Origin of the sequence: Paracoccus sp. DMF (assembly GCF_004407025.1) — a bacterium.
Classification (GTDB): Bacteria; Pseudomonadota; Alphaproteobacteria; order Rhodobacterales; family Rhodobacteraceae; genus Paracoccus; species Paracoccus aminovorans_B.
Genome location: NZ_SOKV02000006.1, coordinates 13,678 through 35,018 on the forward strand (window position 1 = coordinate 13,678; position 21,341 = coordinate 35,018).

Here is a 21,341-nt window from a genome sequence, read left to right on the forward strand (position 1 = left end):
CTGAATCGCCCGCAACAGCTTGAGGTTCGAACATGTCCCTGATGAAAACCCTGCTGGCCGGCGCCAGCCTTGGCCTGCTGCCGCTGGCCGCGCTGGCCGATCCGGCGCTGATCTTCGACCTGGGCGGAAAGTTCGACAAATCCTTCAACGAGGCCGCCTATCAGGGCGCCGAGCGCTGGAAGGCGGAGACCGGCGGCAGCTACAAGGAACTCGAGATGCAGTCCGAGGCGATGCGCGAACAGGCGCTGCGCCGGCTGGCGCAATCGGGCGCCAATCCCATCGTCATGACCGGCTTCGCCTTCGGCGAGGTGCTGAACAAGGTCGCCCCCGACTATCCCGACACCAAATTCGCCATCATCGACATGGTGGTCGAGCAGCCGAATGTGCAATCCGTGGTCTTCACCGAGGAACAGGGCTCGTATCTGGCGGGCGTGATGGCGGCGCAGGCCTCGAAATCGGGCACCGTGGGCTTCATCGGCGGCATGGACATCCCGCTGATCCACAAGTTCGAATGCGGCTATGCCCAGGGCTTCAAGGCGGCAAAGCCCGATGGCAAGATCATCATCAACTATACCGGCACGACGCCCGCGGCCTGGAACGACCCGGTCAAGGGCGGCGAGCTGGTCAAGGCCCAGGTCAGCCAGGGCGCGGACGTGATCTATGCCGCGGCGGGCGGCACCGGCATCGGCGTCCTGCAGGCGGCGGCCGATGCCGGCATCCTGTCGATCGGCGTCGACAGCAACCAGAACCACCTGCACCCGGGCAAGGTGCTGACCTCGATGGTCAAGGGCGTGGACAATTCGGTCTACGAGGCCTTCAAGGCCGGGGCCGACCTGGAACCGGGCGTCAAGGTCATGGACCTGAAGTCGGGCGGCGTTTCGGTGGCCATCGACGACGACAACAAGCCGCTGGTCACCCCCGAGATGGCCGCCGCCGTCGAGGCCGCGAGCAAGGGCATCCAGGACGGCTCGGTCAAGGTGCATGACTACATGACCGACAATACCTGCCCGGTGAAGTGATGGCATCGGCCGGCGCCCCCGCGATCGAATTGCGGGGGATCTGCAAGGCCTTCGGGCCGGTGCAGGCCAACAGGGACATCGACCTGGTGGTGCCGCGCGGCACCATCCACGGCATCATCGGCGAGAACGGCGCCGGGAAATCGACGCTGATGTCGATCCTCTACGGCTTCTATCGCCCGGATGCCGGCGAGATCCTGGTCGGCGGCCGGCCCATCGCCATCGCCGACAGCCAGGCGGCGATCCGCGCCGGCATCGGCATGGTGTTCCAGCATTTCAAGCTGGTGCGGAACTTCACCGTGCTGGAAAACGTCATCCTCGGGGCCGAGGACGGCCGGCTCCTGCGCCCCTCGCTGGCGCGGGCGCGCGGCGAATTGCAGCGGCTTGCGCGGGAATACGAATTGCAGGTCGATCCCGACGCGCTGGTCGAGGATCTGTCCGTGGGTCACCAGCAGCGGGTCGAGATCCTGAAGGCGCTGTATCGCCAGGCCGATATCCTGATCCTGGACGAGCCCACGGGCGTCTTGACCCCGGCCGAGGCGGACCATCTGTTCCGCATCCTGCGCGGCTTGCGCGACGAGGGCAAGACCATCGTCCTGATCACCCACAAGCTGCGCGAGATCATGGAGATTACCGACAATGTCTCGGTGATGCGGCGGGGCGAGATGGTGGCCTCGGTCAGGACAGCCGAGACCAGCCCGGCCGCGCTGGCCGAGCTGATGGTCGGCCGCAAGGTGCTGCTGCGCGTGGAAAAGGGCCCGGCGCAGCCCGGCGCGCCGGTGCTGGAGCTGCGGGGCCTGCGCATGGTCGATGCCCAGGGCGTCGAGCGGCTGCGCGGCATCGACCTGGAGATCCGCGCCGGCGAGATCCTGGGCATCGCCGGCGTCGCCGGCAACGGCCAGACGCAGCTGCTGGAGATCCTGGGCGGTTTCCCCGAGCCCGGCAGCCAGCTTTCCGGCGAGATCCGGCTGAACGGCAAGGTGCTGCCGCTGTCGGGCTCGAACGGCCGCGCCCGCCGCCGGGCCGGCATCGGCCATGTCCCCGAGGACCGGCAGGCCGAGGGGCTGATCATGGATTTCACCGCCTGGGAGAACGTAGCCTTCGGCTATCACGACGCGCCCGGGTTCAACCGCGGCTGGCTGATGGACCAGGCCGCGATCCGCGCCGATGCGCAGGGCAAGATCCAGCGCTTCGACGTGCGCCCGCCCGATCCCGACCTAGCGGCCAAGAGCTTCTCGGGCGGGAACCAGCAGAAGATCGTCGTCGCGCGCGAGGTCGAGCGCAATCCCGACCTGCTGCTGGTCGGCCAGCCGACGCGCGGCGTCGACATCGGCGCCATCGAGTTCATCCACAAGCGCCTCGTGGCGCTGCGCGACGCCGGCAAGGCAGTGCTGCTGGTCTCGGTCGAGCTCGACGAGATCATGGCGCTGTCGGACCGCATCGCGGTGATGTTCGACGGCCGGGTGATGGGCGAACGGCGGCCCGAGGCGACCACGACCGGCGACCTGGGCTGCCTGATGGCCGGGGTCGAGCCCAGCCCCGAAGGGGCCCGGTGATGCGCGGCGGCTGGCCTCCGGCGGGGGTATTTGGACAACAGAGAAAGCCGGGGGAGGCGGGCTGATGGGGCGGATGCCGAAATGGGCGGATGTGGTCCTGACGCCGCTGATCTCGCTGGCGCTGGCCTTCGCGATCTCGGCCCTGGTGATCCTGGCCATCGGCGAAAGCCCGGCCGAGGCGCTGAAGGTCATGGTCGAGGGCGCGCTGGGGTCCAGCTATGGCTGGGGCTTCACGCTGTATTATGCCACGAATTTCATCTTCACCGGGCTGGCGGTCATGGTCGCCTATCACGCCGGGCTGTTCAATATCGGCGGCGAGGGCCAGGCCGCCCTGGGGGGGCTGGGGGTCGCGCTGGTGCTGCTGTCCGTGCCCTGGCCGCATTGGGCGCTGGCGCTGCCGGCGGCGATGATCGGGGCGGCGGGTTTCGGCGCGCTCTGGGCGCTGGTGCCGGCCTGGTTGCAGGCGCGGCGCGGCAGCCATGTCGTCATCACCACCATCATGTTCAACTTCATCGCCGCGGCGCTGCTGAACTATGTGCTGGTCAACGTGCTGCGCCCGGTCGGCAGCATGGACCCGGCCTCGGCCAATTTCGCGCCGCCGACGCATCTGCCGAAACTGTCGGACATGGCGGCGGCGCTGGGACTGGACTGGGGCGAGAACACCCCGGCCAACGTCACCTTCTTCATCGCCATCGCCGCCTGCCTGCTGGTCTGGCTGCTGATCTGGCGCACACGGCTGGGCTATGAGATCCGCGCCTTCGGCAAGTCCGAGCCGGCGGCGCTTTATGCCGGGATCTCGCCCGTGCGGATCACCGTGCTGGCCATGCTGATCTCGGGCGCGCTGGCCGGGCTGATGGCGGTCAACAACGTCATGGGCGAGGCCGAGCGGCTGGTCCTGAACGCGGTCGAGGGCGCCGGCTTCATCGGCATCGCCGTGGCGCTGATGGGCCGCAACCATCCCTTCGGCATCCTGCTGGCGGCGCTGCTCTTCGGGTTTCTCTATCAGGGCGGAGGCGAGCTGGCGCTTTGGACCACGATCCCGCGCGAGCTGATCGTGGTGATCCAGGCGCTGGTGATCCTGTTCACCGGCGCGCTGGACAATATGGTGCGCCTGCCGCTCGAGCGGCTGTTCGCGCGCGGCCGCAGGGGGGCGTGATGGATTTCGCGACGCTGATCCAGATCCTCGATTCCGCCGTGCGGCTGATGGTGCCGCTGCTGCTGGCCTGCCTGGCCGGGCTTTATTCGGAACGGGCCGGGGTCTTCGACATCGGGCTGGAAGGCAAGATGCTGATGGCGGCCTTCTGCGCCGGCGCGCTGGCCTATGCGACCGGCAGCGCCTGGCTGGGGCTGCTGGCGGGGATCGGCGGCGCACTGGCGCTGGCAGCGCTGCACGGGCTGGCCTCGATCACCTTCCGCGGCAACCAGCTGATCTCGGGCGTGGCGATCAACTTCCTCGCCTCGGGGCTGACGGTGCTCTTGGGGCAGAAGATCTTTGCGCTTGGCGGCCGCACGCCGTCGCTGCAGGGCGCCGCGCGCTTTACCGAGATCACCCTGCCCTTTGCCGACGCCCTGCGGCCGGTGCCGGTGATCGGGCGCATCTATGCCGAGCTGATCTCGGGCCATTCGGTGCTGGTCTACCTGGCCTTCGCCATGGTGCCGCTGACCTGGTGGGTGCTGTATCGCACCCGCTTCGGGCTGCGGCTGCGCGCGGTGGGCGAGAATCCGGCCTCGGTCGACACCGCCGGCGTCTCGGTCACGCGGCTGCGCTACGGCGCCGTGCTGATCTGCGGCGTGCTGTGCGGCATCGCCGGGGCCTATCTCGCCACGGCGATCTCGGCCGGTTTCGTCAAGGAGATGACGGCCGGCCGCGGCTTCATCGCGCTGGCGGCGCTGATCTTCGCCAAATGGCGGCCTTGGCCGGCGCTCGGCGCCTGCTTCCTCTTCGGCCTGATGGAGGCGGTGGCGAACCGCTATCCGAACCTCGACCTGGGGCCGGTCACGGTGCCGTCGATGTTCATGAACGCCCTGCCCTATATCCTGACCGTCATCATCCTCGCGGGTTTCGTCGGCCGCGCCATCCCGCCGCGCGCGGGCGGAGAACCCTATGTCAAAGAGCGCTGAGCTTGCCCAACTGATCCGCGCCCGCGCCGGCGAGGAGCCGCCGGAATACGGGCTGGTGCTGGGCTCGGGCCTGGGCCATCTGGCGGCGGCGGTTCAGGGCACGGCGATCCCCTATTCCGACCTGCCGGGCTTTCCCCATGCCGGGGTCTCGGGCCATGTGCCGCAGCTGGTGATCGGCCGGCTGGAGGGGCGGCGCGTTGCCGTCTTCGGTGGCCGGGCGCATTACTACGAATCCGGACGCGCCGACGCCATGCGGCTGCCGCTCGAGGTGCTGCGGGCGCTCGGCTGCCGGCGCCTGATCCTGACCAATGCCGCGGGGTCGCTGCGCCCCGACCTGCCGCCCGGCGCGTTGATGCTGCTCTCGGACCACATCAACTTCGCCGGCACCAACCCGCTGATCGGCGAGCCGAGCGACGCCCGCTTCGTCCCCATGACCGCCGCCCACGACCCGGGCCTTCGCGCCGCCCTGCAAGCCGCCGCGGCCGCCGAGGGGCTCCCCCTGCCCGAAGGCGTCTATTGCTGGTTCTCGGGCCCCAGCTTCGAAACCCCGGCCGAGATCCGCGCCGCCCGAACCCTGGGCGCCGATGCCGTCGGCATGTCCACCGTGCCGGAAATCATCCTGGCACGCTTCCTCGGCCTCGACTGCGCCGCCATCTCGGTCATCACCAACATGGGCGCCGGGCTCTCGGACGAAGCGATCAGCCATGACCATACCAAGGCCATGGCGCCGCTGGGCGCCGCCAAGCTGGAACGCATCCTGCGCCGCTTTCTCGGCGCCTGAGCTTCTTTCTTGTGCAAATATCCCCGCCGGAGGCCGCTGACCGCGCCGGCAGGCAATGCCCTCACCGACCGAACCCGGCCAGCGCCGCCTCGACCCGGGTCGTCGCCGCGTCCAGGTCATCCAGCCGCTCCAACGCCACCACCCGGCCGCGACCACCGTCATGCCGGGCGCGGTGCTTGTCATAGCGCGGGTCGTAATGGTCGCGCATCAGCCCCAGCGCCAGGCCGGTCCAGTCCCGCGCCTGAACCAGGCGCAGCCAATCCGCGATGCGCTCTGCCGGATGCAGCGGGCGCAGGCTTTCGACGATGCGCGCCACCCGCGCCGGGTCGGCGCAGGCATCGCCGTAGCTTTGCGCGGTATAGGCGGCGCGGGCCTCGACCGGCACCGCCAGCCGCAGGCGGGGCGCGGCGATGATCGCCTGCCAGATGCCGCGCGGCAGGTTCACCTCGCCGATGCGCGAGCTTTCGGCCTCGACCAGCAGCGGGCGCGCGGGATCCAGCGCCTCCAGCGCCATGGCAAGCCGGCTTTCGAACAGCTTCTGCGACGGCTGCCCGCCCGGCAGGGCGCCGAACAGGCTGCCGCGATGGTTGGCCAGCCCCTCCAGGTCCAGCACTTGGTGCCCGCGCGCCGCCAGGCGCTGCAGGATCTCGGTCTTGGCGCTGCCGGTATTGCCGTCCAGCACCACGACCGGCGCCGCGACATCGGCCGTCACCCGCGCCACCACCAGCGCCCGCCAGGCCTTGTAGCCGCCCTCGATGCGGCCGACGCGCCAGCCGATCTGGCCCAGGATGGTGGCAAAGGCGCCCGAGCGCTGCCCGCCGCGCCAGCAATAGACCAAGGGCCGCCAGCCGCCGCCGAACCCCGCCAGCGGCCCGGCGATATGGCGCGCGGCATTGGCAGCGACCAGGGCGCCGCCCAGCTTGCGGGCGTCGAACGGGGAAACCTGCTTGTAGATCGTGCCGACCTGCGCGCGCTCCTCGTCCGAGAGCACCGGCAGGTTGATCGCGCCCGGCAGGTGGTCCTCGGCGAATTCCGAGGGCGAGCGCGTGTCGATCACGGTGTCGAACCCGGCCAGCGCCGGATCCGACAGGGATGTCAGGCGGATGTCCAATCAGTAGACATAGACCGGGGTGCCGACCGGGACCTGCTCGTAAAGGTCCATCACCGCCTCGTTGCGCATGCGGATGCAGCCGTTCGAGACGGCGCGGCCGATCGAGTTCGGCTCGGTCGTGCCATGGATGCGGATCGAGGTGTCGTTGCCCTTGGCGTCATACATGTAAAGCGCGCGGGCCCCCAGCGGGTTGGTCGGGCCGCCCGGCATGCCGTCGGCCCATTTGCCGTATTGCGCGGGCTTGCGCTTGATCATCGCCGGCGTCGGGCGCCAGCTTGGCCATTCGGTCTTGCGGCCGACGGTGGCGCGGCCCTTCCAGACCAGCTCGTCCTTGCCGACGGCGACGCCATAGCGGATCGCCCGGCCCGGTGCCACGACGTGATACAGGAAGAAGTCCTTCGAGACGACGACGATGCTGCCGACCTCGAAATCGTTGCGGATCGCCACTTCGGTCGGGGCATAGGGGTCGCGCTTCGGCTCGGCCTGGGCCTTGGCGGCGGCGGGCTGCGCCTTCTCCTGCGCGAAAAGCAGCGTGGGCGCGGCCACCAGCGGCAGCGCGGCCATCAGCATCTGTCTGCGGTTCATCTCTGCGTCCTGAATCCTTGCAATCCTTGCCCATCCGCCTAACCGCTCACGCGCGCGGGATCAACTCAAAGCGCCGTGACGCGGTTGAATCGCGCGGCAAACGTGCCTAGCTTGCATCGGGAAGGAGCCTGCCGATGTGCTGCGCCACGCGCCCCCAGCCCCGCAAAGCCACGCCTCGCCCCGCGCATCTGTGCCGGGGCCGGGGCGGACGCGGCTGCCGCTGCCATGCCGGCGCGCGCCGGCGGCTGGCGCGTCCGGTGCTGGCCGGCAACGGCCACCCGCTGCGCTGGCGCCCTGCGCCCGAGGATCCGCCGCCGGTGATGCGGGTCCTGCACGACCCGCCGCAACGCCCGCAGGCCCCGCCCTGTCCCGTCTGAATCGCGACGAACCGCCATTCTGACAGGACAGGACCCATGACCAAACATCCGACCGATGCCGAGCTGACCGTCACCGGCATGAGTTGCGCCTCTTGCGTGGGGCGCGTGGAAAAGGCGCTGCGCGCCGTGCCCGGCCTTTCCGACCCGCAGGTGAACCTGGCAACCGGCCGGGCGCATTTCCGCGTCGCCTCGCCCGAGGCGCTGAGCGGCGCCGTCGCCGCGCTGCAGGGCGCCGGCTATCCGGCCGAACCGCTGCAGACCCGCCTGAATGTCGAGGGCATGACCTGCGCCTCGTGCTCGGGCCGGGTGGAAAAGGCGCTCTTGGCCCTGCCGGGCGTGAGCTCGGCGCAGGTGAACCTGGCGACCGGCAGCGCCACGGTGCTGCATTCGCCCGCCGTCACGCCGCAGGCGCTGGCCGAGGCGGTGACCGCCAAGGGCTACCCGGCCGCGGTGCAGGCCGAGGCCGGCCATCACATGCACGACCACGGCACCGACACCGCGACGCTGAAACGCCATTTCCTGATCGCGCTGGCGCTGACCCTGCCGGTCTTCGTGGCCGAGATGGGCGGCCATGCCTTCCCCGGTTTCCACCACTGGCTGCATATGGCCATCGGCCAGCAGCTGCTGTGGGTGCTGGAATTCCTGCTGACCACGGCGGTCCTGGCCGGGCCGGGGCGGATGTTCTTCCGCATCGGCTTTCCCGCTCTGGCCCGCCGCGCGCCCGAGATGAACAGCCTGGTCGCGCTCGGCGCCTCGGCGGCGTGGCTTTACTCGACCGTGGCGACCTTTGCCCCCGCCCTGCTGCCCGAGGATTCGCGGCATGTGTATTTCGAGGCCGCCGCGGTCATCGTCACGCTGATCCTGCTGGGCCGCTGGCTGGAGGCGCGGGCCAAGGGCCAGGCCGGCGACGCCATCCGCCGGCTGGTCGAGCTGGCCCCCGATACGGCGCTGGTCGAGCGTGACGGCGCGGCGCGCGAACTGCCGGTGGCCGAACTGCGCCCCGGCGACATCGTCCACCTGCGCCCCGGCGAGCGCGTTGCGGTGGACGGCGTGCTGACCGAGGGCAGCGGCCATATCGACGAATCCATGCTGACCGGCGAGCCGCTGCCGGTGCTCAAGACCCCGGGCGACCGGGTGACGGGCGGCACGGTCAACACCGGCGCGGCGCTCAGCTTCCGCGTCACCGCCACCGGGGCCGACACGGTGCTCGCGCGCATCATCCGCATGGTCGAGGATGCGCAGGCCGCCAAGCTGCCGGTGCAGGCGCTGGTCGATCGCATCACCGCGGTCTTCGTCCCGGTGGTGATGGGCCTTGCCGCGCTGACCTTCGTGCTGTGGATGGTCTTCGCGGGCACGCTGGGGCCGGCGCTGGTGGCGGCGATCTCGGTCCTGATCATCGCCTGCCCCTGCGCCATGGGGCTGGCGGTGCCGGTCTCGATCATGGTCGGCACCGGGCGCGGCGCCGAGCTGGGCGTGCTGTTCCGGCGCGGCGACGCGCTGCAACGGCTGGCCGAGGCCCGCGTGGTCGCCTTCGACAAGACCGGCACGCTGACGCAAGGCGCCCCTGCCCTGACCGAGATGGCGGTGGAGGGCATCGACCGCGCCGAGGCGCTGCGGCTGGCCGCCAGCGCCGAGGCGCGCTCGGAGCATCCGCTGGCCACCGCGATCCTGGCCGCCGCGCGGCGCGAGGGCGTGACGCTGGCCCCGGCCAGCGCCGTGACCGCCAGCGCCGGGCGCGGGCTGACCGCCGAGGTCGAGGGCCATGCCCTGCTGATCGGCAATGCCGCCGCGCTGGCCGAGGCCGGCGTTGCCGCCGCGCCCAGGCTGCTGGAGCGCGCCGAGGGCTGGGCCGCGGATGGCGCGACGCCGGTGCATCTGGCGCTGGACGGACGCCACGCCGCCGCCATGGCCATGGCCGATCCCGTCCGCCCCGAGGCGGCCGAGGCCATCGCCGCGCTGCACGAGATGGGGCTGCGCACGGCGATGATCTCGGGCGACGTGCCGGCCACGGCGCAGGCGGTCGGCGGCAGGCTGGGCATCGACGACGTGACCGCCGGCGTGTTGCCCGAGGGCAAGCTGGCCGCGATCCGCGACATGGGGCATGACGGCGGCCGCGGCACGGTCTTCGTCGGCGACGGCATCAACGACGCCCCGGCGCTGGCGGCGGCCGAGACCGGCATCGCCATCGGCACCGGCACCGATGTCGCCATCGAATCGGCCGAGGTGGTGCTGGTCGGCGGCGATCCCTTGGGCGTGCCCCGCGCCATCCGGCTGTCGCGCGACGTGATGCGCAATATCCGGCAGAATCTTTTCTGGGCCTTCGGCTATAATGCGGCGCTGATTCCGGTGGCCATGGGGGCGCTGGTGCCCTTTGGCGGGCCGCAGATGTCGCCCATGCTGGGGGCGGGCGCCATGGCGCTGTCCTCGGTCTTCGTGGTCAGTAATGCGTTGCGATTGAGGAGAGCGGGATGAAACGGATAGCCCTGCTGTTCACCCTGATGCTAGCCCTGGCGGCCGGGCCGCTGGCCGCGGCGCCGCTGCGCATCCTCGCCTTCGGCGACAGCCTGACCGAGGGGCTGGGCCTGCCGAAGGGCAAGGGGCTGGTGCCGCAGCTGCAAGCCTGGCTCAAGGCGCGCGGCCATGACGTGGTGCTGCTGAACGGCGGGCTTTCGGGCGATACCACCGCCGGCGGGCGGGTGCGGATCGGCTATTCGCTGGCCCGCCACAAGCCCGATGCGGTGATCGTCCAGCTGGGCGGCAACGATCTCTTGATGGGCTTCACCCCCGGCATGGCCGAGAAGAACCTCGATTCGATCCTGACCCAGGCCGGGACGGGCGCCAAGCCGCTGCTGCTGGTCGGCATCGCCCTGCCGCAGCAGGACGAGCCGCTGCGCGACGACTGGGCCGCGATCTGGCCGCGGCTGGGCGCGCGCCACGACGCGCTGGTGTTTCCGAACCTGTATCAGCCGCTCTACGACCAACCGGGCGAGGCCTATATGTCACTGCTGCAACAGGACGGCATGCATGCCTCGGCCAAGGGCGTGGCGCTGATCGTCGAATCGCTGGGCCCGAAGGTCGAGGAGCTGATCGCCCGCACCGAGGCCGAGCAGCAGGCCCGGAACTGAAGCCAGGGGCCAGACATGCGAAAGCCCCGCCATGGGCGGGGCGCATCGCATCCGCGACCGGGCCTCGAATCGACAGGCCCGGCGGGATCAGGGGCTCAGGCTTCTTTCGCCAGTTCGCGCTTGATCTTCAGCGCACGGTCCGACAGCTCGGCGTCCTTGGCTTTCGCCAGGAAGGCGTCCAGGCCGCCACGGTGATCGACCGAGCGCAGCGCCGCGGCCGAGATGCGCAGCTGGTAGCTGCGGCCCAGCTTTTCGGACAGCAGCGAAACCTCGTTCAGGTTCGGCAGGAAGCGGCGACGGGTCTTGTTGTTGGCGTGGGAGACGTTGTTGCCGCTCATCGGGCCCTTGCCGGTCAGTTCGCAAACGCGCGACATGATCTTGTTCCTTCGATTCGTTTGAGCGGTTGCCCGCAATATGAAAGGGCGCCGCGAGGCAGCGCCCGGAATTTCGTCTGCGCGGGAATAAGGCCAGTCTCGCCGCGCGTCAAGCCTTTTCGGCCGGGAAATCCCCGGCGAAAGCCGGCTGCGGCAGCAGCGAACCGCCGCTTTCATGCCGCAGCAGCGCCTGCTTGCGCCACAGCCCGCCGCCATAGCCGGTCAGGGCCCCATCGGCGCCCAGGATGCGATGGCAGGGAATCACCAGCGCCAGCCGGTTCGCCCCATTGGCCCGCGCCACCGCCCGCACCGCCCGGGGCTGGCCGATGCGCCGGGCCAGCGCACCATAGCTGAGCGTGGCGCCAGCGGGAATGCGGCCCAGCTCTTGCCAGACCCGGCGCTGGAAGGGCGTGCCCCAGGCGGCCAGCGGCAGGTCGAAATCCCTGCGGGCGCCGTCGAACCAGGCGGCGAGCTGGGCCGCCGTCAGGTCGGTGACCGGGGTGCGGCCGGGGACGATGCCGCCCGCCTCGGCGGCAAGGCGCCGCAGCTCGGCCGCGAGTTCCGGGCGGTCGGCGAATTCCAGCAGGTGCAAGGCGCCGCCGTCGGCGACCGCGACCATCGCGCCCAGCGGCGTGGCGAACCAATGCGCCGCAAGCCGGGCCGTCCCGGGCGGCGGACCGATGAGCCGGGCCAGCTCGGCTGCCGGATCAGCCGGGATGGCCATGCGAATCGCTCGCGGTCGCCAGCCAGTCGAGCATCTGCGCCGCCGCCCGGTCGGGATCGTTGTCGCCCCGCGCCACGGCGTCGCCGATGCGCCGCAGCCGGCCGCGCACCTCGGGGCGGTCGAGCCGCGCCAGCAGACCCGCGCGCAGTTCGGACAGGAACCAGTGCCGCGCCTGCTCGGCCCGGCGGGCGGCGAAATGGCCGTGTTCCCGGCGCCAGTCGGCCAGTTCGGTCATGTCGGCCCAGGCGCGCTCCAGCCCCTCGCCGGAATAGGCCGAGACCGGCAGGGCGCGGGGGAAGCCCGGCGGATCATAGGGGCGCTTGCGCAGCAGTCGCAGGGCGCCGGCGTAATCGGCGACGGTCCGCATCGCGGTGTCGCGCAGCTCGCCATCGGCCTTGTTGACCAGGATGATGTCGGCAATCTCCATGATGCCGCGCTTGACGCCCTGGAGCTCGTCGCCGCCGGCCGGGGCAAGCAGCAGGATGAACAGGTCGGACATTTCCGCGACCAGGGTTTCGGATTGCCCGACGCCCACCGTCTCGATCAGCACCACGTCGAAGCCCGCGCCTTCGCACAGCCGCACCGTCTCGCGCGTGCGGCGGGCGACGCCGCCCAGTTCGGCACGGGACGGCGAGGGGCGGATGAAGGCCAGCGGATCGCGGCTCAGCGTCTCCATCCGGGTCTTGTCGCCCAGGATCGAGCCGCCCGAGCGCGCCGAGCTGGGATCGACCGCCAGCACCGCGACCTTCAGCCCCTGCGCGGTCAGCATCTTGCCGAAAGCCTCGATGAAGGTGGACTTGCCGACGCCCGGCGTGCCCGAAAGCCCGATGCGCAGCGCCTGGCGCGGCGGCAGTTCCGAGAGCAGCTGCACGGCGCGGGCGCGGTGTTCCGGGCGGGTGCTTTCGATCAGCGTGATCGCACGCGACAAGGCGCGGCGGTTTCCCTGCACCAGCGGTTCCGTCAACTCGTCCATGCCTGTCCCCTCCCCGGCTGTCGCTGGCGGGGGCCTACCGCCCCCGCACCCCCCGTGGATATTTGCACAAGAAAGAACTGTAAACGCGCTTGTCCCGCCCGAGGGGCGCGCCTAGCGTGCCGCCATGATGCTGACGCGACGGATCATGCTGGCCGGGATGGCGGTTTTCGCGGCGGGGCCGGCCCTGGCCGCGCCGCCCTTGCGGCTCTTGATGGTGCGGCGCAAGGGCTGCGTCTATTGCGCGCAGTGGGACCGCGAGATCGCGCCGGTCTATGCCGCCCACCCCGAGGGCAAGGCCGCGCCGCTGATGCAGGTGGACCGCGACGGGCCTTATCCCGACGGGCTGGCGCTGGCCCGGCGGCCCTGGCTGACACCGACCTTCATCCTGCTGAGTGGCGGCGCCGAGGTGGCGCGCTTCGAGGGCTATCCCGGCGCCGAGAAGTTCTTTCCGGTCTTGCGGGACATGCTGGCGCAAGCGCGCGGCTGACGTCTTTCCCGAGGCGGCGCTTTGCGCTATCCCCTGCGGCACAAGCCTGTCAGAGGGACGATCATGCACGACATCCGCGCCATCCGCGAAAACCCCGCCGCTTTCGACGCCGCCCTGGGCTTGCGCAACCTGGCCCCGGTGTCGCCGCAGATCCTGTCGCTGGATGCCGAGCGTCGCGCCCGCATCGCGGCCGCCGAAACCGCGCAGGCCGAGCAGAACAAGGCCAGCAAGGAGGCAGGCAGCGCCAAGGGTCGCGGCGACGAGGCCGAGTTCGAGCGGCTGCGCGCCCTGGTCGGCGCCAAGAAGGACGAGATCGCCGCCATGCAGGCCGAGGCCTCGGCGCTGGACGGGCAGCTGCGCGAGCTGCTGCTGACGATCCCGAACCTGCCGCTGGACAGCGTACCGCCCGGCAAGGACGAGGAGGACAATGTCGAGATCCGGCGCTGGGGCGCGCCGCGCAGCTTCGATTTCCCCCCGCGCGAGCATTTCGAGATCGGCGGCGTCAAGCCCGGCATGGATTTCGAGACCGCCGCCAAGCTCTCCGGCTCGCGCTTCGTGGTGCTGAAGGGCGGCGTTGCCCGCATCCAGCGGGCGCTGGCGCAGTTCATGCTGGACCTGCACAGCAGCGAACATGGGCTCGAGGAGACCTGGACCCCGGTGCTGGTGCTCTCGGAGATGATGGAGGGCACCGGGCAGCTGCCGAAGTTCGGCGAGGACAGCTATCAGACCCGCGAGGGCTGGTGGCTGATCCCGACCTCGGAGGTGACGCTGACCAATACCGTGAACGGCGCGCTGGTCGATCATGCCAGCCTGCCGCGCCGCATGGTGGCGCATAGCCAGTGCTTCCGCTCGGAAGCCGGCAGCGCCGGGCGCGACACCTCGGGCATGCTGCGCCAGCATCAGTTCGAGAAGGTCGAGATGGTCTCGATCACCGATGCCGCCTCGGGGGTCGCGGAACATGCCCGGATGACGAAATGCGCCGAGACGGTGCTGGAGCGGCTGGGCCTGCCCTATCGCACCATCGTGCTGTGCGGCGGCGACATGGGCTTCGGCGCCCGCATCACCCATGACCTGGAGGTCTGGCTGCCCGGGCAGGACCGTTATCGTGAGATTTCCAGCGTCAGCTATTGCGGCGATTTCCAGGCCCGGCGCATGAACGCCCGCTATCGCCCGGACGGCGGCGGCAAGCCTGAGTTCGTGCATACGCTGAACGGCTCGGGCCTGGCGGTGGGGCGCACGCTGATCGCGGTGCTGGAGAACGGCCAGCAGGCCGACGGCTCGGTGGTGCTGCCCGAGGCGCTGCATCCCTATCTGGGCGGCAAGACCCGGCTGGGCGCGGACGGCGTGCTGGCCTGAAGCGCGGCGCGTGAATTCCCGTGCCGCGAAACCCGGTCCCGCCGGGCTGCGTTTCCTGCGCATGTCTCGCATGGGCGCCCAGCTGCTGACCGTGGCGGTGCTGGCCTTCGTCGCCAGCACCATGGCCTATGCGCTGATGCCGGGCAGGCCGGCAGCGGGCCCGCCCTCGGAGGCGCCGGGCGTGGACCTGGCCTGGCTGTTCCTGCGTCCGCGCGACCCGGGCATGCTGGCGCTGCTGGCGACGGTCTGGGCGGCACTGGGTTATCACCTGCTGCGGCTGTGGCTGGAGATCCGCCGCATCGCCCGCGCCGGCTGGCCACCGGCTCAGTCGGCCGGCCCGCCGGTGCCCGAGGACCTGCTGCGCCAGCACGACCGCGACATGAGCCTGCTTGAACACCTGCCGCTGATCCTGGCGCTGCTGGTCGGCGCGGTCTGGCCCTGGCTGCTGGCGCAGACCCCGGTCATGGCCTTTTTGCTGTCGGCGGTGACGCTGGCCGGCGCCTTGGCCGCCGCGCTGCGCGGCATCCGGCAGGGCGCCGTGGTCAAGCGCAGCTCGACGCTGGGCTTCATCGCCGGCTGGGCGCTGCTGGTTTGCCTGACGGTCTTTGCCGGACTGCTGGAGCAGCGGCTGGGGGTGCCGCAGAAGCTGGCGGTCGGCCTGGCGATGCTGATCGGTGCCGTGGCGGCGGTCAGCGTGCAGCTGCGCATGCCGCGCCGCACCGGCTTCAGCGTGGCGCTGATCTGGGGACTGATCGGCATCGCCGCCAGCACGGTCAGCACCGACGCCACCATCGCCACCGCGACCGTGGTCGCCATCGCCATCATCGCCGTGGCGCTGGTGCGGGCGACGACCTAGAGCGCCCCCTCGCGACGACCTAGGCGCTCTTGGGTTTCTGCCGGGTCTTGTGCTTGGACAGCGCGCCCGACTGGTTGATCTTGTTCGCCTTGTCCCGGTAGGGGTTCTTCGTGCCCTGGTCGCGGAAGGTCAGCCGGATCGGCGTGCCGGGCATGTCGAAATCCGCCCGCAAGCCATTGACCAGATAACGCTGATAGCTATCGGGCAGCTTGTCGACATGCGTCGCCATGACCACGAAGGCCGGCGGCCGGGTTTTCACCTGGGTCATGTAGCGCAGCCGGATGCGCCGGCCGCCCGGCGCCGGCGGCGGATGCGCCTCGGTCATGGCGCCCAGCCACTGGTTCAGCCGCGCGGTCGGAATGCGGCGGTTCCAGACCTCATGCGCCTTGAGGATCGCATTGTGCAGCCGGTCCAGCCCCTTGCCGGTGCGGGCCGAGACCGTCACCAAGGGCGCCCCCTTCAGCTGCGGCAAGAGCCGCTCGAAGGCCTCGCGCAGCTCGTTCAGCTTCTGCGGCTTGTCCTCTTCCAGGTCCCACTTGTTCGCGGCGATGACCATGGCGCGGCCCTCGGTTTCGGCGAAATCGGCGATGCGCAGGTCCTGCTGCTCGAAGGGGATGCCGACGTCCAGAAGCACCACCACCACCTCGGCAAAGCGCACGGCGCGCAACCCGTCGGCGACGGAAAGCTTTTCCACCTTGTCGGTGACGCGGGCCTTTTTCCGCATCCCGGCGGTGTCGAAGATGCGCACCGGCGTGCCCATGAAATCGGCGCTGACGCTGATCGAATCGCGGGTGATGCCAGCCTCGGGGCCGGTCAGCAGCCGGTCCTCGCCCAGGATCTTGTTGATGAGGGTCGACTTGCCGGCGTTCGGGCGGCCGATCACGGCGATCTGCAGGGGCTTCGCGGCCGAGGGGCGCCAGCTTTCGTCGTCCTCCTCGTCGCCGTCCTCGGGCAGGTCGATGTCGGTTTCGGGCGCCTGCTGGACATTGGCGGCCTCGAATTGCTCGGCCAGCGGCAGGAGCGCGCGATAGAGGTCGTCCATGCCCTCGCCATGCTCGGCGGAAAGCCGCAGCGGCTCGCCCAGGCCCAGGGCATAGGCCTCCAGCGCGCCGGATTCGCCGGCCCGGCCCTCGGCCTTGTTGGCGGCCAGGATGACGTGTTTCGCCCGCTTGCGCAGGATGTCGGCGAAATATTCGTCCGCCGCGGTCACGCCGGCGCGGGCGTCGATGACGAACAGGCAGACGTCGGCCTCATCGACCGCGCGCTCGGTCAACCGGCGCATGCGGCCTTGCAGACTGTCGTCCTCGGCCATTTCCAGCCCGGCCGAATCGACGACGATGAAGCGCAGGTCGCCCAGGCGCCCCTGCCCTTCGCGCAGGTCGCGGGTCACGCCGGGCTGGTCGTCGACCAGCGCCAGGCGCTTGCCGACCAGGCGGTTGAACAGGGTGGACTTGCCGACATTCGGCCGCCCGACGATGGCGAGGGTGAAGCTCATCTATACGCGATCAACTGGCCGTCATGGGTGACGACGTAAAGGGTCTGGCCCGCCACGGCCGGCGCCGCCGCGGCGCCGCCCGGGATCTGGGCATTGCCGATCAGCGCGCCCGAGGCGGGATCGAAGACGCGCAGATAGCCGTCCGAGCCGGCAAGGTAAAGCTTGTTCCCCGCCAGCACCGGACCATAGTGGTTCCAGACCTTCTGCTGCTTGCGGATCACGGCTTCGGTGAAATAGGGCAGCTTCTGCGCCCAGACCCGGCCGCCGTTCGCGGCATCCAGCCGGATCAGCTGCGCCTGGTCGTTGACCAGGAAGACCGAATTCCCGACCGCCAGCACCGGGCTCGAGGCACCCTCGCGCGCCTCCCATTTCATCGCGCCGGTGGCGAGATCGAAGGCGGCGACCCGGCCCGAGCTGGTGCCGGCATAGACCGTGCTGCCCGCGATCACCGGATCGCCGGTGACGTCGCGGAAATAGCCCACCGCGCGGCCCAGACGCTGACCGGCGACATTGGCGGTCCACAGCTGGTTTCCGGTGTTCGTGTCAACGCCCATGATCTCGCCCGTGGCATAGGGGAAGACCACGGTCGAGCCCGCGACCGCCGGGGCCGAGACGCCCATCACCCCGGCCATGCCGTCATTGCCGAAGGCGCGCCATAGCACCTTGCCGTCATTGGCGCGCACCGCCCAGCTGGTGGCGTCGCGGCCGCCGACATAGACCACGCCGTTCTGCACCGTAGGCGAGCCGCTGATCGGCGCCTCCACCCGCTGGCGCCAGGCGATGCCGCCGGTGCGCGCGTCCAGCGCCACCAGCTCGCCATAGCCGGTGGTGGCAAAGACCCGGTTGCCCTCGAAGGCCAGCCCGCCGCCCGAGACGCTGCGGTCGCCTTCGCCGGCCGGGCGCAGGTCCACGCTCCAGACCCGGCCGCCGCCCGTGGTGGTGGCGGTGACGCTGGACTGGCTGTCCAGGGTGAAGACCAGGCCCGCCGCCACCACCGGATCGGCGGTGATGCGATGGCGCTTGTCCGAGGGCTGGCCGATCGCCACCGCAAAGACCCGGCTGGTGCCGGCGCCGATCGCCATATTGCCCGAGGCGTGGCTGGCGCTGCCGGCGCGCTGCGGCCAGTCGCTGTTGCCGCGCACCGGCGGCAGCGACAGGGCGGCTGTGGTCGGCGCCGGCGCCCCCTCGGCCACCGGCCCGTCGGGCGACAGCACCGCGCGCGGGTCCAGCCGCTCTCCGGGCAGGATGGGGTCGCGCTGCTGGCAGGCCGAAAGGGCGGTCAGCCCGGCCAAAGCGGCGATCAGGGGCAGCCTCGTCATCGCTCTCTCCTCTTTCCGGGCCGGCGCGGGATGGGGCGCGGGCCGCGGGATCGGTTCTTGTCGTGCCGGCGCGGGCGGCGCCGGATCAGTTCGCGGCCGGGGCCGGCATGGGTTGCGGGCCGGGGCCCTGCGGTTGCTCGGGCTCGGCGCCCAGGGTGATCTTCATCTCGGACAGGCGGCGGCGCAAGGGCTGCGAAAGCCCGTCCTTCTGCTGGATCTGGGTGATCAGCGTCACCGCGTCCTCGGTCCGGCCGGCGCCGATCAGCGCCACGGCCTTCTGCTCCAGCGCGAGCAGTTCGAAGGGGGCGCCGGGTTTCGACAGATCGGCCAGGATGCGGTCGCGTTCCGCCGCGTCCATGGACGGGCCCGCCGCCATCACCGCCTTGAGCAGCGCCAGGTCACGCAGCACCGGGTCGTCCTTGACCGCCGCGGCCGCGGCCTTGAGCCGCTCGGCGGCCTTCTGGTCCAGGCCGGCCTCGGCCTCGGCTCCGGCGGCCAGCATCTCGGCCAGCGCCTTGCGGCCCTGCCCGCCCTGCGGATCGACCGCGGCCAGCGCCGCGACCGGGTCGGACGCCTGTTGCGCGGCCAGCACGGCATCGCCCCAGGCCTCGGCCCGGGTCTCGTTCTGGCTGCGCGCATATTCGCGCCAGGCGGCGCCCGCGACGATGCCCAGGATGACCAGCAGCGCGATCCAGCCGAAGCGACGGAACAGCATGAACAGCCGGTCGCGCCGCAGATCCTCGGTGACCTCGTCGATGAAGCTGTCGTTCTGATTGGCCATGTCGCCCCCGGTGGTTCTGTCGCGCTGTTCTATACGCGGTTTCACCCGTTTGCCAATGGCGCCGCGCGCCGCGCCGCCCGCCAGGCCGCGCCGGAATAGATCGCCAGCGCCGTCCAGATCATCGCGAAGGCGATCATGTGCCAGCGGGTGAAGGGCTCGCCGAAGAGCAGCACCGCGCAGAGGAATTGCAGCGTCGGGTTCAGATAGAACATCAGCCCGACCGTGATCAGCGCCACCCGCCGCGCGGCATAGGCGAAGAGCACCAGCGGCACCGCGGTGATGAGGCCCGACAGGACCAGCAGCACCGTCACCCAGGCCGAGCCGCCAAAGGCCAGCGGATGCTGCCAGGCGGCGGGCAGCCAGCCCAATGCCTGCAGGGCAAGCCAGGCCAGCGCCAGCGGCGTCAGCAGCGCGACCTCGACCGCGACCGACATGACCGGGCCCAGCGGCAGGGATTTCTTGACCACGCCGTAAAGCCCCATGCTCAGCGCCAGCCCCAGGCTGATCCAGGGCGTGACGCCCAGGCCCAGGGTCAGGATCGCCACCGCCGAAAGCGCGATGGCGACGGCCAGCCATTGCGCGGGGCCGAGACGCTCGCCGAAGAACAGCAGGCCCAGGGCGACGGTGACCAGCGGGAAGATGTAATAGCCGAGCGAGCTTTGCACGACATGGCCGGCCTGGATCGCCCAGATGAACAGGCCCCAGTTCGACGAGACCAGCAGCGCCGCCGCCGCCGCGCGCAGCGCATGCTGGCCGGTCATCGCCTGCCACAGCTCCCGCAGCCGGCCCTGCCCGGCCAGCAGCAGCAGGAAGAAGCCGAGCGACCAGATCGTGCGATGCGCCAGCACCTCGACCACCGGCACGCCGGAAAGCTGGCGGTAGAAGATCGGCGACAGCCCCCAGGTGACGCAGACCAGGATGATCGCCCAGAAGCCCTTGGTGCCTTCGCTCATGCCCTCGTCCCCTTCGCCGCCGACCAGATGCGCCGGAATCGCGGCGGTGGCAAGCGGGGCCCGGGGGCTCTGCCCCCACGCCCTTGGACCTCCTCGATGGAGGTCCAAGGGCGTTCCCCCGGGATATTTCGGCAAGAAAGAAACAAGGCCCGCCGGGTGAGGGCGGGCCTTGCGGTTCGTGCTGGCGAGCGGTTCAGAGGCGCGAGGCCACGTTTTCCCAGTTCACCAGGTTGTTCAGGAAGTTTTCCAGGTATTTCGGCCGGGCGTTGCGGAAGTCGATGTAATAGCTGTGCTCCCACACGTCGCAGCCCAGAAGCGCGGTCTGGCCGAAGCAGAGCGGGTTCACGCCGTTCTCGGTCTTGGTGATCTTCAGCGAGCCGTCCTTGTCCTTGACGAGCCAGGCCCAGCCCGAGCCGAACTGGCCGACGCCGGCTTCCGAGAACTTCTTCTTGAAGTCGTCGACCGAGCCGAAGGATTCGGTGATGGCCTTTTCCAGCTCGCCCGGGATGGCGCCGGCATTCGGGGCCATCATTTCCCAGAACTGGCTGTGGTTCCAGTGCTGGCTGGCGTTGTTGAAGATGCCGTTCTGGGCCACGGCGCCCGACTGATAGGTGCCGGTGACGATGTCCTCGAGGCTCTTGCCTTCCCATTCGGTGCCGGCCACCAGCTCGTTCAGCTTGTCGACATAGGCCTTGTGGTGCTTGTCGTGGTGGTATTCCAGCGTCTCTTTCGACATGCCGCCAGCGGCAAGCGCGTCATGGGCATAGGGAAGGTCGGGAAGGGTGAAGGCCATTTTCGATTTCCTTTTCCAAGGGTTCCGGAGGATGTTCTGGCATGTCTGCCAGACGGGGAAAAGCCCTGTCGGCCGCTAAACGTCTTCAATGCGCCGCGGGTTCCGGGATTAGCGGCCGGGCGGCGCGCCGCAGACGCCGCGCCCGATCATGACATTGTCATAACCCAGCGCCGTGACCGTGACCTCGGCCGCGCCGTCGCGCTTCGACACCGTCAGGCGGAAATCCAGCCGCTCGGTGCGCTGGCCGGACTGGTTCCGCACCCCGGCCAGCGCCCAGCCATAGCTGCGCGCCCGGGCGTCGTCGGCGACGAGCTGGGCCTGGATCGGCCGACCGACCTGGTCTTTCAGGATCGGGTCGAAGACCTCGATCCGGCCCTGCTGCGGGCCGGAGACCTGCCGGGTCAGCATGATGAAGTCGGGCACCCAGCCGGTGCCGCTTTCATCGGCGATCTGGCACATCATCACCCGCGGCGGCTCTTGCGCCAGCAGCGGCGCGGGCAGCAGGGTGGACAGGCAAAGCGCCGTCGGGCGCAGGATGGGACGCATGGAATCAACCCC

22 protein-coding genes are annotated in these 21,341 nt (G+C 70.3%); 11 read left to right on the forward strand and 11 right to left on the reverse strand.

From position 1 onward, the window contains the following. Nucleotides 1–32 precede the first annotated feature (32 nt). The 5 genes from E3D03_RS04870 (at nucleotide 33) to E3D03_RS04890 (ending at nucleotide 5,474) form a co-directional block, all read left to right on the forward strand. Nucleotides 33–1,019: a BMP family protein gene (locus tag E3D03_RS04870; RefSeq protein WP_263566044.1), complete on the forward strand. Its 987-nt coding sequence runs from the start codon at nucleotides 33–35 to the stop codon at nucleotides 1,017–1,019. Beyond that, on the forward strand, nucleotides 1,019–2,572 hold the full coding sequence (locus E3D03_RS04875; protein WP_263566045.1) for an ABC transporter ATP-binding protein: 1,554 nt from the start codon (nucleotides 1,019–1,021) through the stop codon (nucleotides 2,570–2,572). Before E3D03_RS04870 ends, E3D03_RS04875 begins: the two co-directional genes overlap by 1 nt. A 64-nt stretch (nucleotides 2,573–2,636) precedes the next feature. Beyond that, nucleotides 2,637–3,728, forward strand: coding sequence for an ABC transporter permease (locus tag E3D03_RS04880; RefSeq protein WP_263566046.1), 1,092 nt, complete (start codon nucleotides 2,637–2,639; stop codon nucleotides 3,726–3,728). Further along, complete coding sequence (locus E3D03_RS04885; protein ID WP_263566047.1) at nucleotides 3,728–4,693, forward strand: ABC transporter permease; 966 nt, start codon at nucleotides 3,728–3,730, stop codon at nucleotides 4,691–4,693. Before E3D03_RS04880 ends, E3D03_RS04885 begins: the two co-directional genes overlap by 1 nt. Next, the gene (locus tag E3D03_RS04890) at nucleotides 4,677–5,474 is read left to right on the forward strand and encodes a purine-nucleoside phosphorylase (protein ID WP_263566048.1); all 798 of its coding nucleotides are present in this window, start codon (nucleotides 4,677–4,679) and stop codon (nucleotides 5,472–5,474) included. The genes E3D03_RS04885 and E3D03_RS04890 overlap by 17 nt, the downstream gene beginning before the upstream one ends. A 61-nt stretch (nucleotides 5,475–5,535) precedes the next feature. Here E3D03_RS04890 and mnmH read toward each other — a convergent pair whose 3' ends face one another. After that, nucleotides 5,536–6,585 carry a tRNA 2-selenouridine(34) synthase MnmH gene (gene mnmH / locus E3D03_RS04895; protein ID WP_263566049.1) on the reverse strand — a complete coding sequence of 350 codons (1,050 nt, stop codon included), beginning with the start codon at nucleotides 6,583–6,585 and terminating at the stop codon, nucleotides 5,536–5,538. Next, nucleotides 6,586–7,170, reverse strand: a complete 585-nt coding sequence (locus E3D03_RS04900) for a L,D-transpeptidase (protein ID WP_017999462.1) — start codon at nucleotides 7,168–7,170, stop codon at nucleotides 6,586–6,588. A gap of 134 nt (nucleotides 7,171–7,304) precedes the next feature. Between E3D03_RS04900 and E3D03_RS04905 the strand changes: the two genes are divergently transcribed. Genes E3D03_RS04905 through E3D03_RS04915 form a run of 3 tightly spaced genes read left to right on the forward strand, consistent with a single transcriptional unit; the run spans nucleotide 7,305 to nucleotide 10,672 of the window. Continuing rightward, the gene (locus E3D03_RS04905; protein WP_062561897.1) at nucleotides 7,305–7,547 is read left to right on the forward strand and encodes a hypothetical protein; all 243 of its coding nucleotides are present in this window, start codon (nucleotides 7,305–7,307) and stop codon (nucleotides 7,545–7,547) included. Between the two features lie 36 nt (nucleotides 7,548–7,583). Continuing rightward, entirely contained in the window at nucleotides 7,584–10,019 is a 2,436-nt protein-coding gene (locus tag E3D03_RS04910) for a heavy metal translocating P-type ATPase (protein ID WP_263566050.1), read from the forward strand. Then, entirely contained in the window at nucleotides 10,016–10,672 is a 657-nt protein-coding gene (locus E3D03_RS04915; RefSeq protein ID WP_263566051.1) for an arylesterase, read from the forward strand. Before E3D03_RS04910 ends, E3D03_RS04915 begins: the two co-directional genes overlap by 4 nt. A gap of 95 nt (nucleotides 10,673–10,767) precedes the next feature. On the opposite strand, the gene rpmB is transcribed toward E3D03_RS04915, so the two are convergent. The 3 genes from rpmB to meaB all read right to left on the reverse strand — a co-directional run bounded on the left by rpmB (nucleotide 10,768) and on the right by meaB (nucleotide 12,743). Further along, entirely contained in the window at nucleotides 10,768–11,046 is a 279-nt protein-coding gene (rpmB, locus tag E3D03_RS04920; RefSeq protein ID WP_017999458.1) for a 50S ribosomal protein L28, read from the reverse strand. 109 nt (nucleotides 11,047–11,155) lie between these two features. After that, nucleotides 11,156–11,770 carry a methylated-DNA--[protein]-cysteine S-methyltransferase gene (locus E3D03_RS04925; protein WP_263566052.1) on the reverse strand — a complete coding sequence of 205 codons (615 nt, stop codon included), beginning with the start codon at nucleotides 11,768–11,770 and terminating at the stop codon, nucleotides 11,156–11,158. Then, nucleotides 11,754–12,743 carry a methylmalonyl Co-A mutase-associated GTPase MeaB gene (meaB, locus tag E3D03_RS04930; RefSeq protein ID WP_263566053.1) on the reverse strand — a complete coding sequence of 330 codons (990 nt, stop codon included), beginning with the start codon at nucleotides 12,741–12,743 and terminating at the stop codon, nucleotides 11,754–11,756. Before meaB ends, E3D03_RS04925 begins: the two co-directional genes overlap by 17 nt. A 124-nt stretch (nucleotides 12,744–12,867) precedes the next feature. Between meaB and E3D03_RS04935 the strand changes: the two genes are divergently transcribed. From E3D03_RS04935 to E3D03_RS04945, 3 genes are all read left to right on the forward strand, one after another. Continuing rightward, a complete protein-coding gene (locus E3D03_RS04935) occupies nucleotides 12,868–13,230 on the forward strand; it encodes a SoxS protein (protein WP_263566054.1) in 363 nt (120 codons plus the stop codon). Nucleotides 13,231–13,293: 63 nt separating this feature from the next. Then, a complete protein-coding gene (gene serS, locus E3D03_RS04940) occupies nucleotides 13,294–14,586 on the forward strand; it encodes a serine--tRNA ligase (protein WP_263566055.1) in 1,293 nt (430 codons plus the stop codon). 10 nt (nucleotides 14,587–14,596) lie between these two features. Beyond that, a complete protein-coding gene (locus E3D03_RS04945) occupies nucleotides 14,597–15,442 on the forward strand; it encodes a hypothetical protein (protein ID WP_263566056.1) in 846 nt (281 codons plus the stop codon). 19 nt (nucleotides 15,443–15,461) lie between these two features. Here E3D03_RS04945 and der read toward each other — a convergent pair whose 3' ends face one another. From der to E3D03_RS04975, 6 genes are all read right to left on the reverse strand, one after another. Further along, nucleotides 15,462–16,937, reverse strand: a complete 1,476-nt coding sequence (der, locus tag E3D03_RS04950; protein ID WP_263566057.1) for a ribosome biogenesis GTPase Der — start codon at nucleotides 16,935–16,937, stop codon at nucleotides 15,462–15,464. After that, nucleotides 16,934–18,256 (reverse strand): PQQ-binding-like beta-propeller repeat protein, encoded by a 1,323-nt coding sequence (locus E3D03_RS04955; protein ID WP_263566058.1) that lies wholly within the window; start codon nucleotides 18,254–18,256, stop codon nucleotides 16,934–16,936. The genes der and E3D03_RS04955 overlap by 4 nt, the downstream gene beginning before the upstream one ends. Nucleotides 18,257–18,341: 85 nt before the next feature. Beyond that, complete coding sequence (locus E3D03_RS04960) at nucleotides 18,342–19,037, reverse strand: tetratricopeptide repeat protein (RefSeq protein ID WP_263566059.1); 696 nt, start codon at nucleotides 19,035–19,037, stop codon at nucleotides 18,342–18,344. Between the two features lie 41 nt (nucleotides 19,038–19,078). Further along, nucleotides 19,079–19,990, reverse strand: a complete 912-nt coding sequence (gene rarD / locus E3D03_RS04965; RefSeq protein ID WP_263566060.1) for an EamA family transporter RarD — start codon at nucleotides 19,988–19,990, stop codon at nucleotides 19,079–19,081. Between the two features lie 193 nt (nucleotides 19,991–20,183). Then, nucleotides 20,184–20,783, reverse strand: coding sequence for a superoxide dismutase (locus E3D03_RS04970; RefSeq protein WP_263566061.1), 600 nt, complete (start codon nucleotides 20,781–20,783; stop codon nucleotides 20,184–20,186). A 108-nt stretch (nucleotides 20,784–20,891) separates the two neighbouring features. After that, nucleotides 20,892–21,329, reverse strand: coding sequence for a hypothetical protein (locus E3D03_RS04975; protein WP_263566062.1), 438 nt, complete (start codon nucleotides 21,327–21,329; stop codon nucleotides 20,892–20,894). Nucleotides 21,330–21,341: the final 12 nt, after the last annotated feature.